Source organism: Lyngbya sp. CCAP 1446/10 (assembly GCF_026130175.1).
Classification (GTDB): Bacteria; Cyanobacteriota; Cyanobacteriia; order Cyanobacteriales; family Microcoleaceae; genus Microcoleus.
The window spans coordinates 1-14,385 of sequence record NZ_JAIGNI010000095.1 but is presented as its reverse complement, the minus strand read 5'-3'; the positions used below and the strand labels follow the sequence as shown (position 1 = coordinate 14,385).

Here is a 14,385-nt window from a genome sequence, read left to right as displayed (position 1 = left end):
AATCGCACGGAATTTTGCCTTGAATTTGTATCGCGATCATGGCTTCCAAAACATGGCTCAAGCTCAACGTCTCGCTGGCTTTAGTTGTAGCATACTCAAAGATCTGTTTAGAATGAAATAGCCCTGGCAGCTTGCAAATACCGCTTTTGCTCCCAATTCTCAAAAGTTATACAGGAGTAGTCACTCAAGAAACCGGGTTTTTAGCAAGGTTAAAGGCACTCACGCAAAAAAATCGGAAAAAACCCGGTTTCTGCCTCAGCGCTATAAATAAAGACTTCTAATCACCCGATCGCCCTTATAATATTCTTAGTATTGGTAAGCCCAAAACCATGTCACTCACACAAACCCAAGTCACCTATACTGAAGCTCAGGCCAATCTTGAGGAACTGTGCGAACAAGTGATCAACGATCGCGATGCCATCATCATCACCCGCAAAAACGGCGAAAATGTAGCCTTAATTGCTGCTGACGAATTGGCAAGCTTAATAGAGACAGTCTACCTGCTGCGATCGCCCAAAAATGCCGATCGCCTGTTAAGCGCCCTAAAAGACGCACAAGCCAGAATTGTCAAACCTCAGACTGTCAGAGAATTACGCCAGGAGTTAGGACTTGGCGAAGAAGCGTAAACAACAGCCACAAGAAACGCCTGAACCGGAGAAAACCGCTGTTCGCGATGCAGTTTTTCAGCCTAAATTCCTAGAAGACCTCACCTATTGGGTGGAAGTCGATCGCAAAGTTGCCCTCCGATTCTTAAAATTGGTAGAAGCAATCGTGCGCGATCCGTTCACAGGTATCGGCAAACCAGAACCCCTAAAATATTTGGCTGCGGGTACGTGGTCGCGAAGGCTTACCCAAGAGCATAGAATAGTTTACTTAGTGAGCGAAAATCGAATTGATTTTATCCAAGCTCGCTATCACTACGAAGATTAGCCCGATCGCCCTTTATCCCCCTTACCATGCTTCAAATCCGCCGCCGTCCCCCCAGCACCTCAGTCTCCGTACTCTACCTCAGCTACGAAATCGCCGTACCCGACTCCGAACCCCGCCACATCCTCGAAGAAATCGTCTGGCAAAAAGAAGCAGAAGTAGCCCAAAAGCGCGATCGCACGCCACTAGCCGAACTTCACAAAAGACTCCCTTTCGCGCCCCCCATCCGCGACTTCCTCGGCGCGCTCAAAAACGGTAAAACCACACCCGCAATCATCGCCGAAGTCAAAAAAGCTTCCCCCAGCAAAGGCGTAATTCGTGAAGATTTCGACCCCGTGGCGATCGCCCAAGCATACCAACAAAACGGCGCTAGCTGCATCTCCGTACTTACCGATGAAAAGTTCTTTCAAGGTAGCTTCGACAACCTCTCTAAAATCCGTGCCGCCGTCGAATTGCCGCTACTTTGCAAAGAGTTTATTATCTATCCCTACCAAATCTATCTCGCTCGGATTCACGGCGCAGATGCTGTATTATTAATTGCCAGCATTCTATCTGACAAAGACTTACAATACTTTGTAAAAATTGTCAAGACTTTGGGCATGACCGCTTTAATCGAAGTTCACACACTCGAAGAACTCGATCGCGTATTAACCCTACAAGGAGTCGAATTAATCGGCATCAACAACCGCAACCTAGAAAACTTTTCCGTCAGCCTAGAAACCACCGGTCAACTATTAGCCGATCGCCAAACCGACATCCAAGCAAAAAACATCCTCACCGTCAGCGAGTCAGGAATCCACACAGCAGACGACCTCAACCAAGTTGCAACTGCCGGAGTCCAAGCCGTCCTCATCGGCGAATCCCTAGTCAAACAGCCCGATCCGGGCGCTGCTTTAGCCTCCCTAGCCAAGGCTCATCCGCAAATCTAAAAGGCCAGACCGCTTGACAAATACCCCTGAATTCTGATAGAAATTGATTAAGTATGTAAATAATCAGCATTTCTGGCCTGTATCGACTCAGGCGCTTAATTTATGGAAAATTAGCGTCCCCAGCTATATTTCATAGAAATAGCTGGAAAAAACCAATTAAATCTATTCGCTCTGGTTAGTCGATCGCCAAATTTAGCGCTACCAACGCACCCAGCCGCCGAAAATTCGATCGGCAAAGCTGGGGTTTTTGTACGGCTAGCAAACCGATAAAAAAATCAGGCATCTAATGTCCACCTGTGATGCTCCATGCAATTGCAATGGGGTTTCTGTTCGCTGAGGTATGTTAGCTTTCATGGAGCCAATTCCCCTGCCTTCGTACATTCATTATGAATTGTTACTTCAATTGTTAGAACGTAAAACAATGTTTGCTGTCAGTCCACAATCGCCGCAGCAGCAACAAGTTCACCAACTTATTATTACACTGCGTAAAGCCCTTGCCATTCAAAAGCAATTAGAACAAAGCTGCCAGCGATCGAACTTAGCGGTAGAATACCGCTGGTCTCTAAATGAAACTAACTCTACGGGAGTTAAAAATTAAAAGTTAAAAAACTTATAGTGCAGACTTTAAAGTTTCAATTTTTGATTTATTCTATTAACTCCCACAGAAAAAGTTAGGACAGGATTATGGACAACAAATTAATGCTGATGATTCCCGGCCCGACACCGGTGCCCGAAGCGGCTTTGCTGGCGATGGCCAAACACCCGATGGGTCACCGCAGCAAGGAATTTGACGCGATTTTTGGAGAATGTACCGAAAACCTCAAATGGCTGCACCAAACCAAAAGTGACGTGTTGAGTTTGACCGTTTCTGGTACCGGCGCGATGGAAGCTGGGATAATTAATTTCTTGAGTGCGGGCGATCGAGTTTTAGTCGGCACCAATGGTAAATTTGGCGAACGCTGGGCCGAAGTCGCAGAAGCCTACGGTTTAAATGTCGAAATCATCAAAGCTGAGTGGGGCCAACCTTTAAACCCCGAAGACTTCCGCGAAAAACTGGAAGCTGATAAAGAGAAGCAAATCAAAGCTGTCATCATCACCCACTCGGAAACCTCCACGGGCGTTCTCAACGACCTCGAAACCATCAACCGCCACGTCAAAGCCCACGGCGAAGCTTTAATCATGGTAGATGCTGTCACCAGTTTAGGTGCAGCCAACGTACCGATGGACGCTTGGGGAATTGACGTGATTGCTTCTGGTTCTCAGAAAGCTTATATGATTCCCCCTGGTTTGGGTTTTGTGGCTGTTAGCCCGAAAGCTTGGAAAGCTTACAAAACTGCGACGCTACCTCGCTATTATTTGGATTTGGGCAAATATAGCAAAGACGCTGCCAAAAATACCACTCCTTTTACTCCGCCGGTCAATATGTTTTTTGGACTGCAAGTTACATTGCAGATGATGAAAACCGAAGGGTTAGAAAACGTTTTCGCGCGGCACAAACGGTTGATGACAACTACTCGCGCGGCAATGAAAGCTTTAGGTTTGCCATTATTCGCTGCTGACGGTTGCGCCAGCCCTGCGATTACTTCGGTGATGCCGCCTGAATCTGTAGATGCTCAAAAAGTGCGGACTTTGATGAGTAAGAAGTTTGATATTGCTCTAGCCGACGGACAAGACCATTTGAAAGGTAAAATCTTCCGAATCGGTCATTTGGGCTTTGTGTGCGATCGCGATATTCTAGCAGCTATTTCCGCCTTGGAAGTCGTATTGCAAGAATTGGGCCATGAAGGCTATACTCCTGGTGCCGGCGTTGCCGCTGCTGCGAAACTTTTGGCTGGATCTTAATCTAAGTTATTAAAGGATTTTGGATTTTGGATTTTATTATCTAAAATCTAAAATCCTTTTAATATGCTTCGGACAACCAATCAAAGATTTTATCCAACTGGTCTAGAGTGACTAAACCGTACTGCCACAGAACCATCGGCAACGAATTCGGGTCTTTATCGCGCTGCCGCTGTTTGTCGCCGCGACGTTCGGCTACGGCTATTGAAGCGGGAGAAATTGCCAAATCTTCTTGTAAAAATCGAATTAATTTAGTGTAAGTAGCGGGTGCCATGTCATTTTGTCTCCAAGTATAGGACACCATTTTCTGATGTGAACCTGATGTTTGTGATTAGTAATAAGCCAGTTTTAAATCTGTCTTTTAACCGTGGATAGCTGTTAAAACAGTATTAGCGGTTGTTGAAAATGTGAACTTAGTGCTGGGTGGGACTTGAAAGCCCACCTTTCCCAAAAAGCGAAAGGTTTTGCACTTTTGCGGATGGCCCGATCGCTCGATAGATCGCGATCAAAACCTAAACTGAATACCTCGGCATCTGTGCAGCGCGAATCTGAAATAAATTCTGCTACTTAAAACTAATAAACCAGGTTCAGAGTTTAGCTTCATCTGCGAAAATGCAGAATCCGCAAATTTACTGCTGCAATATTGGTCAGATATTTTGCTCGAACCCGAATCTGCTACCTTAGATCAACTTTGCCAATTAATTTAGCGCGTCGCATCTTACTTCAGATAGGTTTAGTAGATAGAGGTCGATCGCCTAAAGTTCCAGAAAATTGCCTTTCGCGATCGAGGTCTTGGAGACCACCACCGTCTCTCAGGATTGGTAACGAGTCGCTGACTCGTCTCATACCTGCGACCCACAATTTACAGATTCTGCAAACAAGCTCAAGCCCAGCCTGACTGAGATTGACATCGTAGCAAATCTTTTCCTGTTTGTGCTGAATCTTACATTAATAATCTAACAAATTTTGTAAATTTTTGTAAACTTTATTAATTTTTGCGGGTTTTGCGAATCCGAACTCAGCCGGCTCTGAAGAGGGGAGTTACCTCAGAAACCCGGTTGCTAGGAAATTTTGCGTTTCATTAGAGAAATATGGGAAGAAACCGGGTTTCTAGTCCCGATGGGTAAGCCATGAAAATATCCGAAGTTTTAGTTTAAAAACTCGATTTCAATCCGATCGCCCACTTTGACACCGAGTTCAGCAGCCCGCCCGCCACGAAGTTCAATCACTCGATCGACAGGAGTATCAGGCCCGTAGGTAGGACAAGGATCGGCTGTACAGGGAGGCGCCTCGGCTGCGATAGCTGTGACTACTCCATCCCGCAGAAAAATCATATCCAGAGAAATCTGGCAATTTTTCATCCAAAAATTGACCCACCGCGCCGGTTTAAACTCAAACAGCATTCCTCTGTCATCGGCCAGAGAAGTTCTGTACATTAAACCCATAGCCTGTTGTTCCGGTGTTTTAGCGACTTCGAGTTCGATTGGGCGATCGGCTATCCGAGCTCTAGCAGAAACAGGCAAAACTTGACCGGATGTTGTCGCCGTTGGAGACTGCGAGGCCAAAATGCCAGTAACAGCATTCGCGACAGGTAAAGCCGGCGAACATCCCAGCAAAAATATAATTACCCCAATATTTAGGAAAGTAGCGAAATAACTCATAATGATTTAAGATTTTAGATTGGCAATGGGAAATTGGTAATGGGGAATTGGTAATTTTTAACCAATGTCAACTCACAACTGTCAACCGTCAACTGACAACCGTCAACTGACAACCGTCAACCGTCAACTGTCAACTGACAACTGTCAACTGACAACTGTCAACTGACTTCAAGCTTCGCGCATCACGTAGCCAACACCTCGCACCGTCTGAATCAAGCGCTTTTCGCCTTCATCTTCAATCTTGAGGCGCAGATAGCGGATGTAAACCTCAATCACATTCGACTCGCCCAGAAAGTCGTAACCCCAAACATTCTCTAGAATTTGTTCCCGAGTCAAAACCTCGCGGGGATGTTCCATCAAATACTTTAGCAGCTCAAATTCTTTCATCGTCAGGTCGATCGTCCGTCCGTTGCGCAGGGCCCGCCTAGAGGCTAAATCCAAGACTAAATCGCCAAACCTCAATTGCTGGTTGCTGCTAGTATCGGGCTGCAAATACAAGCGCACCAACTGCAAAAACTCCTCAGTGCGATAAGGTTTGAGAAAATAATCATCCGCCCCAGCTTCCAGACAAGCCACGCGATCGTCCACTGTATCACGACCGATCAATAGTAGCACGGGCGATCGATTACCAATACTTCTGAGATGAGAACATAGCGTCAGTCCCGACTCAGAGCCAAGTATGCGATCGATTACAATCAAAGCTGGCTGCAATTCATGGGCTAAATGTTGGCCGGTGGCGATATTAGATGCTATTACCGGTTCGTAGCCGGAGGATTTTAAGTCTAGACTCAAGTGTCCGGCGAGAACTTCGTCTGTTTCTACTAGCAGAACACAGGGATTGCGATCGAGAGAAATTGCAGCCATTGAATTGACCGGTGAATGACCATAACTGTTCTAGCACGTATCGAGGGACAGTTGACAGTTGTCAGTTGACAGTTGACAGTTGACGGTTGTCAGTTGACAGTTGACAGTTGTCAGTTGTCAGTTGTCAGTTGTCAGTTGTCATTGGTTGAAAATTCCCAATTCCCCATTACCGATTACCAATTACCAAATTCAATAATCCATGACCATAATCGTATTCGGCAGTATCAACATCGACCTAGTAGCAAGAACTCCCAGATTGCCACAGCCAGGGGAAACTATCATCGGTAGCAATTTTTTCACGGCCGGCGGTGGTAAAGGAGCTAATCAAGCAGTTGCGGCCGCCCGTCTCGGCACTTTTACCAACATCATCGGCCGCGTTGGTAATGATAAATTTGCTGAAGAATTATTGACAAATTTACAATTTTATGGTTTAAATACAAACAATATATTAATTGATAAAAGCACTCATTCAGGTGTGGCAATTATCGCCGTAGACGAGACTGGTCAAAATAATATTATTGTGATTCCTGGTGCAAATCACAATGTCGGTGAAGCAGAGATAGAACGTCTCAAAAAACTGTTGCTGTCAGCTACATCGTTGCTGTTACAGTTAGAAATTCCCCTGGAAGTTGTGATCAAAGCCGCCCAAGCTGCGGGTGAAGCGGGGGTGCGAGTGATTCTCGATCCAGCGCCTATGGCGGATTTGCCACTCGCACTTTATCCATTAATCGACATCATCACGCCGAATGAAGTGGAGGCCAGTCAGCTAGTGGGTTTTCGGGTGCATGACACTGAAACTGCGATTTTAGCAGCTAAACAGTTGCAGGAACGCGGTGTCGAGAATGTTATTGTCAAATTGGGCGATCGCGGGGCTGTTGCTGTGACTGAGGATGAGAGCTTTTTTGTGCCGGCTTTTGCTGTGGAAGCGATCGACACTGTAGCTGCTGGTGATGCTTTTAACGGCGGGTTGGCTGCTGCGTTAGATGGCGGGCGATCGCTGTCAGAGGCAGTGGTGTGGGGCTGTGCAGCGGGCGCTCTGTGTACAACTAAGGTGGGTGCTCAGGTTGCTATGTGCGATCGGGCAACCTTTGATAATTTTTTGCAGAATTTAGATCGGACGTACGGTTGAAACCGCGCCTACACAAACGATGTCCGCCTCCGCGGACTAAGAGAGGATCACGTAATTTTCACCGCCTGTGTCTTCAACCCGCGGAGGCGGGTTTTGCTTGTATAGACGCGGTTTCAACCGCCCGGTCTTCTTTTATGGCCGCTGAATAATTGTTTCAACTACTCGGCGCTTGACTTTTGGATCGATACCAATCAGCCGCACGTATTCCCCGCCATGTTCGGATAAACAAGTTTCCAAAGATGCAACTACATCTTTTTCCTGTGTTGTTTTAATTGTCGCACAACTTTGCCAAGAACCAGTCTTAAATCGGCGATTGTCTGCATATTCCATGCCAATTTTGCAGCCTCTTGCTAACAACTGCTGCACTTGTTCCAATACCTCGGAACTTAGCCGCGCCGCATGACCGTTACCACCTTCAGAACCTGGCTCGACGTAAGCCTTATAATATTTGGATGACGGATCGTTTAACTGATTTTGCGTTGGGGCGGCTGCGGGAACATTGGCGGTTCCTTGAACGTTGAAAAGTCGCGATTGGTTGTATTCATCCACTAAGCGCATTTCCTGAATCCGCTTTTGTTGACCCACCATCAAACCGCCCATTTCTACTAAACGAGCGAGGCTGAAATCTGGGTTATGGAAATCGGGCGGTGCTTCTGTACTGTTTACCAAACGTTTGGAAACTCGCTCGATTCCTATTTTGTGAATGAATGTGCGGACTTGTTCGTCGTAAATGCGCGATCGCAAAGCGCTAAAAAAGTCGAGCGACTGATCGGGAAAATTATCTACCAAAGCGACAATTTCGGTTTTGGACAATTTGTCCGAATCAAAAATTCCGCCGACAACCCCAATTTTATCATCGCGGCTGGGTTCCCAATAAAACTTTTCCATCCGCCCGTCGCGAATCAGCGGCGCGTACAGCGTTGAAAAGTCATTTCCGGTGACAATAATCGGCACTCGGTGCAGCGGCGTGCTGTCATAACTTCCCGGTAACTGCACGTTAGTTGGATTGTCGGCAATATTCATCAGAGTGGCATTCACCATCTGAGTATTGACGGTATATTGAGTATTAGAATCGAACCGGCCAGCACCGGCATCCAAATCGTTAATAAAAATGGCGCACATCTCGCCCCGCACCCGAATTTGCTCCGCAGCTTCCCGGTAGCGCAAGCGAATTAAACGCGACGGATCTCCCGCATCTGGACTTTCTAATTCTCCGCCAGAGATCATCACGGGTTCAAAGCCCATCCGCCGAAAAACCAGTTCGGTTTGAAAAGTTTTACCTTCTCCTTTGCGGCCGTGAATTCCCAAAATTAAGGGAACTCTTATCCCAGGCAAATTTAAAAAGTTTTTAGTGATGTGTACTGCAACTCGATCGAGAAAGCTAGGAGAAATGTAATAACTCATCAGTAGATTTTTGAGGGATTAATTGATGTTACTGTTATGATTTTATGACAAAACTAACAGCCTGCACCGCTAACCTGGATTTTTACCGTACAATCGAGGTCTACATATGATCTTTTAAGGAGCGATGCGTGAGTCAAGAAACCTTACTAAAAGAACCAACCGTGCAAGCCGAAGCCAGTCCCTTCAGTTCTGAGAGCTTCGACAGCTATGTAATGTCAACCTACGGGCGTTTTGCGATCGCCCTAGAACGAGGCCTCGGCTGCCGCGTTTGGGATACCGAGGGCCGCGAATATCTCGATTTTGTGGCGGGTATTGCTACCTGCACTCTGGGACACGCTCACCCGGCGATGATTGCAGCGGTAACTCAGCAAATTCAGACGCTGCACCACGTTTCTAATCTTTATTACATCCCCGTACAGGGCGAGCTGGCAAAGTGGCTTGTAGACCATTCTTGCGCGGACAGAGCTTTCTTTTGCAACTCCGGCGCGGAAGCTAATGAAGCGGCAATTAAACTGGCGCGCAAGTACGCTCACGAAAAATTAAATATCTCGAATCCGACAATCATTACTGCTGTTGCGAGTTTCCACGGGCGGACTTTGGCGACGATTACGGCGACGGGACAGCCTAAATATCAGAAGGGTTTTAGTCCGTTGGTTCCCGGATTTCACTATGTGCCCTATAACGATATCAGTGCGATCGAACTGGCGATCGACGAACTCGACAAAGATGAACGCCAAGTAGCTGCAATTATGATGGAAGCGCTGCAAGGTGAAGGCGGAGTTCGCCCCGGAGATATCGCCTATTTCCAACGGATTCGGGAAATTTGCGACGAAAAAGGCATTTTGCTGATTCTCGACGAAGTGCAAGTCGGGATGGGACGCAGTGGCAAATATTGGGGTTACGAAAACCTCGGTATTGAACCGGATATCTTTACCTCTGCGAAGGGCTTGGGCGGTGGTATCCCGATCGGCGCTATGTTGTGTAAGTCGAACTGCGATGTATTTGAACCGGGAAGTCACGCTAGCACTTTCGGTGGTAATCCTTTTGTCTGCGCTGTTGCTTTGTGCGTGTGCCAAACTTTGGAACGGGAAAACCTGCTGGAAAACGTCCAGCAGCGCGGGGAACAGTTGAAAGCTGGCCTCAACAAGCTGGCGGCCACATTTCCGCATTTGATTGCTGAGGTGCGCGGCTGGGGCTTGATTGTCGGGCTGGAATTGCAGGCTGACATCGAACTGACATCGGCTGATATTGTCAAATCTGCGATCGCCGCTGGTGTGCTTTTGGTTCCCGCCGGGCCGAAAGTGCTGAGGTTTGTGCCGCCTCTGATTGTTTCTGCGGCTGAAGTCGATCGGGCTTTGTTGGCAGTTGAGTCAGCGCTGCGTTCTCAAGCGTTACACTAAAATCGACTGAGTTGATTTTAGTTCGCTTTAGGGCTGCAACTGGCGATCGCAATACTGTAGACGTGCTATTGCTCAGAAACCCGGTTTCTTATCGAGATTTCTCGTTACCAAACCCCGTAGTTTGCAAGAAACTGGGTTTCTGAGTCTAAAATCTATCAGGGTAAAAATTAAACCCGCCCCGCTGCAAATCTGTGGGGGCGGGTTTGTCAAGTTTTAGGACTTGCGCGGAAACCTGTTTTTTTAGGCAAATACGTTGTGGCGATAGTTATGGTAGAAAAAGCTAGTTTCTTTAATCTCCCTCGGCGACTCCTACCTCCGGTTAGAGATTGAAATTTAAACCAGGAAGTGATTTAATTGCTGCACAGAAGCAGTGATCGTATCGTTAATAGTTCGGCGGAATGCACGATGGACGAACAGCGTCGCGAAACTGATGTTAATATGCTCCGAGCGCTGCTGGAACATCCTGTGGACTCAGGAATAGATTTGATTTTGAGGGCTGACTCAAAGTTGATCGACTTTGGGTTCGTACAAACGCTTTATTTGGAAGATCCCGCACTGACGCGAGACAGTTTGCTCAGGGCTGCCAAATTCTTCCAAAAAGTGATCGCACCCTTAGAGTCTGCAAAGGGCAATTCTCAATTATCCGTAACTGGGCTATCATATCTCACTTTTTTAGCAGAAGTATTGCAGGCGGTGGCGCGCAGCACTGATTCGCAGCATCTATACTCGCTGCTGAGAACCAATTTAGACAAACTTGACCATAATTTTGCAGAACTGCTGCGCCGCTGGGGAAGTTTGGTAATCCCTGCTGTTAAAGAATCGGAGACGACACGCATTGCAGCCCTCATCGGCAATCTGAGCAACAAAATTGGGGGGTTTCCCCTCGGTAGCAAGGCGAATAACTTAGAAATCGAAATTGCCGGTTACGAAACAGTTGCTAAGGTTTTTACCCGCAAAGACTTTCCGCAAGAGTGGGCGGTGATGCAAAACAATCTGGGCAACGCTTACAGCGGTTATCCTAAAGGTGATAAGGCTCACAATCTCGAACAGGCGATAGCTTGCTTTGAAAATGCCCTGCAAGTGCGCACTCGCCAACAGTACCCATCCCAGTGGGCGACACTACAAAATAATCTCGGAAGCGCTTACAGCGATCGCCTCAGAGGAGATCCGGCCGACAATCTCGAACAGGCGATCGCTTGCTATCAAAACGCGCTGGAAGTGCGTACCCGCGAGGCTTTCGGGGGAGATTGGGCGAGCACTCAACACAATCTCGGCCGCGCTTACAGCCGCCGACTGCGGGGCGACAAAGCCCAAAATCTCGAACTGGCAGTCGCTTGCTACCAAAATGCTTTGCAAGTCTACAACCGCAAGGCGTTTCCCCGACGCTGGGCCACGACTCAAAATAATTTGGCAAATGCTTACTATGAGTTCCTGCGGGGCAATCGAGCCGCAAATCTCGAATACGCTGTCAACTGCTACCAGAGAGCTTTGCAAGTGCGGACTAAGGAAGCTTTTCCGGTGCAATGGGCGACGACTCAAAGGAATTTGGGCCGGGTGTTTATCGATCGGATTAAAGGCGATCCAGTGGAAAATGTGGAAATGGCACTCGCCTGCTTTCAAAATGCTTTGCAAGTCTACAGTCGCATCAAATTTCCCGAAGCCTGGGGTTCGATCCAAACTTACCTCGGCAGGATCTACAGTCTGCGGGTGAAAGGGGAAAAAGCCGAAAATATCGAAATGGCGATCGCCTGCTATCAAAATGCTTTGCTCTTTTGCAACCGCCAAAAAACTCCCGAACGCTGGGCAATGCTCTGTGCCTACCTCGGACGCGCTTTCAGCCAACACGTGAAAGGGGAAAAAAACCGCAACCTCAAAAGCGCGATCGCCTGTTATCAAAATGCAGCCCAAGTCTACACCAAGCAGCGATCTCCCAACCGCTGGGCAATGCTGCAAATTTATCTGGGCCGGGCTTTTTCGGAACTGACGGAGACGGAAAACTCGTCTTACCTGGAAACTGCGATCGCCTGCTATCACAGTGCCGGCGAAATCTACACTCGCGAAAGCTATCCCCACAGATGGGCGCAAATTTTAGTTTATTTGGGCCAAGCTTACCGAGTTCGAGGCGAGTTGCTGCGCGCCTACGGGGTTTTTACTACTGCTGTTGATACTGTTGAATTCTTGCGCAGCGAAGTTGGGGTTGATGCGGCCGATTTGGGCGATCGGGCGAGTACCGCAACAGTCAAATTAGCCAGCACCTGGAATGGACTCTATAAATGTCTAATCCAAGTTTGTCTAGAACTCGGCCGCAGCCAGCCGGAATATTTCGCTAGAGCCTTGGAATACGCCGAACGCCACAAAAATCGGAATTTGGTAGCACTGCTGGTTAAATGCCCTCTGACGCCGAAAGGCGACATTCCGGCAGCGGTGCGCAGCCAGTTGGAGTCGCTGCAACTGGAAATAGGGAGGGAACAGCGGCAGCAACAACAGCGAGAACCTGAGCCGAGCACTACCTTGATTTCTGAGGGCGACAGCCACGATTTGAACAGCGGTTCTCTGCTGCCGAATTCAGATTTCATCCACTTAAATCAATTGTGGCGGCAGTTTGATGAGTTGATTGCTCGCGAGGTGCAGGCAAACGACCCTTTCTTCAGCTTAGCTCGCAAAGTTGAACCGATCGCTTTTGAGCAAATTCTCCAATTGTTGCCCGATGCCAATTGCGCTGCTGTGGTGTGGGCGAGTTTGGGGGATTTGTTGGTGGCTTTTGTGGTGGTGAAGAGTGCACAATATCCCGCCGTTCACCTGTGTTCGCCGAAAAATGCTTTGGCTGCCGAAAGTTGGGCCGGGGAGTACCTCAGCGCTTATTCTGAGCAAAAAGGTCGCTGGATCAATCATCTCCCGGCTCGCCTCAAACGCTTGGCGTCGCTGTTGGAAATAGATCGAGTGGTGGCGCTGATTCCCCAAAATTGCGATCGGCTGATTGTTGTGCCGCACCGATTTTTGCACGCTTTGCCGCTCCATGCTTTGCCTCTGGGGGTGAGAGACGGGTTTGAGGATACCGGGGCAGTTTTTAGGTCTCACTGGGGCGATCGCAGCGGTTGCGATCTGCTGGATACGCACAACGGTTCGGATTTTTCTCAAAGTTCGGCTTTTGGGGATATTTCACCCCCTGCTGCTTATTTGATCGATCGATTTGCCGGAGGAATTCGCTATGCTCCTAGCTGTCAGATCTTGCGGTTGAGACAAATCGCGCGCAGCGCAGCTATTGGCCGATACAGACCGAATTTACAGCACCTGTTGGCAGTTCCCACTTTCAGCAAAGATGCGCTTTACAGCAACCTTGAAATCGGAAATATTTCCCAGTATTTTTCCAGTGCAGAAGTTTTGCGCCACAAGCCAACGATTAAACAGGCTTTTTCCCGATCGATATCTGTTAATGATGGGGATTCATCCATGAAAATAGGACAGTTGCAGCAGAAAAAATGCGCTCACTTTGCTTGTTTGAGTGTGCTTGATTGCGATTTCCCACTCAAATCTGGCGTGTTTTTGAGAAATGACTATATGAGTTTGGAGGAAATTTTTAATCTCGATTTTCGGCAATATTTTTTAGTTACTTTATCGGCTTGCGAAATTACTGCCGGCTCTCGAGGCGGTGCTGAAGATTTTGTCGGTTTGTCGGCGGGTTTGTTGTATGCTGGCACGTCTAGTGTTGTCAGCACTCTGTGGAAGGTGAATGATGTTTCGACGCTGCTGCTGACGAGCAAGTTTTATGAAAATTTAGGGCGGTTTCCTCGGTTGCAGGTGGGAGATGTGGCCCTAGCGCTTTCGGAGGCTCAAAGGTGGCTGCGGGATTTGACTGGCGAGGAATTGGAGGTGTTGCTGGCGGATTTTCAGCCTCAAATTTCGCAAACGTTCGATCGGCTTTCTCAAAGTTCTCGCGTTATTGCTGAGGCTTCTTTGCAGCAAATTCGCAACCGCAAACCCTATCCTTTTGCTAATCCGTATCACTGGGCGGCTTTTACGGCTGCTGGGGTTTAGTCATTGGTCATTGGTCATTGGTCATTGGTCATTGGTTATACAAAATCATGTTTAAATACCCCGTTGATTTCTTAGGAATGAAAATTTAATAACCTCAGCGGTGTATAATAAATAAATGAGTGAATATGAATAGGTTCATGTTTCGGTATTGATGTCAAATATTATACCTACTTGGTTCTTCTTATGTCGCCCATGAT

13 protein-coding genes are annotated in these 14,385 nt (G+C 47.7%); 8 read left to right on the top strand and 5 right to left on the bottom strand.

The features are described 5' to 3' along the window. Nucleotides 1-329: 329 nt before the first annotated feature. The 5 genes from K4039_RS25500 (at nucleotide 330) to K4039_RS25480 (ending at nucleotide 3,698) form a co-directional block, all read left to right on the top strand. Complete coding sequence (locus tag K4039_RS25500) at nucleotides 330-626, top strand: type II toxin-antitoxin system Phd/YefM family antitoxin (RefSeq protein WP_265239311.1); 297 nt, start codon at nucleotides 330-332, stop codon at nucleotides 624-626. Continuing rightward, on the top strand, nucleotides 610-930 hold the full coding sequence (locus K4039_RS25495; protein ID WP_265239310.1) for a Txe/YoeB family addiction module toxin: 321 nt from the start codon (nucleotides 610-612) through the stop codon (nucleotides 928-930). Before K4039_RS25500 ends, K4039_RS25495 begins: the two co-directional genes overlap by 17 nt. Nucleotides 931-956: 26 nt before the next feature. Further along, entirely contained in the window at nucleotides 957-1,856 is a 900-nt protein-coding gene (gene trpC, locus K4039_RS25490) for an indole-3-glycerol phosphate synthase TrpC (protein ID WP_265239309.1), read from the top strand. Between the two features lie 352 nt (nucleotides 1,857-2,208). After that, nucleotides 2,209-2,454, top strand: a complete 246-nt coding sequence (locus tag K4039_RS25485; RefSeq protein ID WP_106333603.1) for a DUF5340 domain-containing protein — start codon at nucleotides 2,209-2,211, stop codon at nucleotides 2,452-2,454. An 86-nt stretch (nucleotides 2,455-2,540) separates the two neighbouring features. Continuing rightward, on the top strand, nucleotides 2,541-3,698 hold the full coding sequence (locus K4039_RS25480; RefSeq protein ID WP_265239308.1) for an alanine--glyoxylate aminotransferase family protein: 1,158 nt from the start codon (nucleotides 2,541-2,543) through the stop codon (nucleotides 3,696-3,698). A gap of 58 nt (nucleotides 3,699-3,756) precedes the next feature. Here K4039_RS25480 and K4039_RS25475 read toward each other — a convergent pair whose 3' ends face one another. From K4039_RS25475 to nblR, 4 genes are all read right to left on the bottom strand, one after another. Next, nucleotides 3,757-3,969, bottom strand: a complete 213-nt coding sequence (locus K4039_RS25475; RefSeq protein WP_265239307.1) for a DUF2949 domain-containing protein — start codon at nucleotides 3,967-3,969, stop codon at nucleotides 3,757-3,759. 449 nt (nucleotides 3,970-4,418) lie between these two features. Continuing rightward, nucleotides 4,419-4,541 (bottom strand): hypothetical protein, encoded by a 123-nt coding sequence (locus tag K4039_RS25470; RefSeq protein ID WP_265239306.1) that lies wholly within the window; start codon nucleotides 4,539-4,541, stop codon nucleotides 4,419-4,421. Nucleotides 4,542-4,843: 302 nt separating this feature from the next. Next, entirely contained in the window at nucleotides 4,844-5,356 is a 513-nt protein-coding gene (locus K4039_RS25465) for a DUF192 domain-containing protein (protein ID WP_265239305.1), read from the bottom strand. A 168-nt stretch (nucleotides 5,357-5,524) separates the two neighbouring features. After that, nucleotides 5,525-6,220 (bottom strand): response regulator transcription factor NblR, encoded by a 696-nt coding sequence (nblR, locus tag K4039_RS25460; RefSeq protein WP_265239304.1) that lies wholly within the window; start codon nucleotides 6,218-6,220, stop codon nucleotides 5,525-5,527. A 199-nt stretch (nucleotides 6,221-6,419) separates the two neighbouring features. Between nblR and rbsK the strand changes: the two genes are divergently transcribed. Next, nucleotides 6,420-7,349: a ribokinase gene (gene rbsK, locus K4039_RS25455; protein ID WP_265239303.1), complete on the top strand. Its 930-nt coding sequence runs from the start codon at nucleotides 6,420-6,422 to the stop codon at nucleotides 7,347-7,349. Between the two features lie 132 nt (nucleotides 7,350-7,481). On the opposite strand, the gene K4039_RS25450 is transcribed toward rbsK, so the two are convergent. Further along, a complete protein-coding gene (locus tag K4039_RS25450; protein ID WP_265239302.1) occupies nucleotides 7,482-8,753 on the bottom strand; it encodes a ribulose bisphosphate carboxylase small subunit in 1,272 nt (423 codons plus the stop codon). A 128-nt stretch (nucleotides 8,754-8,881) separates the two neighbouring features. On the opposite strand from K4039_RS25450, the gene K4039_RS25445 reads away from it, so the two are divergent. Together K4039_RS25445 and K4039_RS25440 are read left to right on the top strand one after the other, a co-directional pair. Then, complete coding sequence (locus K4039_RS25445; protein ID WP_265239301.1) at nucleotides 8,882-10,153, top strand: aspartate aminotransferase family protein; 1,272 nt, start codon at nucleotides 8,882-8,884, stop codon at nucleotides 10,151-10,153. Between the two features lie 405 nt (nucleotides 10,154-10,558). Then, entirely contained in the window at nucleotides 10,559-14,188 is a 3,630-nt protein-coding gene (locus K4039_RS25440; RefSeq protein WP_265239300.1) for a CHAT domain-containing protein, read from the top strand. The last annotated feature ends 197 nt before the right edge of the window (nucleotides 14,189-14,385 follow it).

Coding starts and splice junctions, on each gene's coding strand:
- K4039_RS25500 (WP_265239311.1), top strand. CDS start 330: ATGTCACTCACACAAACCCAAGTCACCTATACTGAAGCTCAGGCCAAT.
- trpC (WP_265239309.1), top strand. CDS start 957: ATGCTTCAAATCCGCCGCCGTCCCCCCAGCACCTCAGTCTCCGTACTC.
- K4039_RS25485 (WP_106333603.1), top strand. CDS start 2,209: ATGGAGCCAATTCCCCTGCCTTCGTACATTCATTATGAATTGTTACTT.
- K4039_RS25480 (WP_265239308.1), top strand. CDS start 2,541: ATGGACAACAAATTAATGCTGATGATTCCCGGCCCGACACCGGTGCCC.
- K4039_RS25475 (WP_265239307.1), bottom strand. CDS start 3,969: ATGGCACCCGCTACTTACACTAAATTAATTCGATTTTTACAAGAAGAT.
- K4039_RS25470 (WP_265239306.1), bottom strand. CDS start 4,541: ATGAGACGAGTCAGCGACTCGTTACCAATCCTGAGAGACGGTGGTGGT.
- K4039_RS25465 (WP_265239305.1), bottom strand. CDS start 5,356: ATGAGTTATTTCGCTACTTTCCTAAATATTGGGGTAATTATATTTTTG.
- nblR (WP_265239304.1), bottom strand. CDS start 6,220: ATGGCTGCAATTTCTCTCGATCGCAATCCCTGTGTTCTGCTAGTAGAA.
- rbsK (WP_265239303.1), top strand. CDS start 6,420: ATGACCATAATCGTATTCGGCAGTATCAACATCGACCTAGTAGCAAGA.
- K4039_RS25450 (WP_265239302.1), bottom strand. CDS start 8,753: ATGAGTTATTACATTTCTCCTAGCTTTCTCGATCGAGTTGCAGTACAC.
- K4039_RS25440 (WP_265239300.1), top strand. CDS start 10,559: ATGGACGAACAGCGTCGCGAAACTGATGTTAATATGCTCCGAGCGCTG.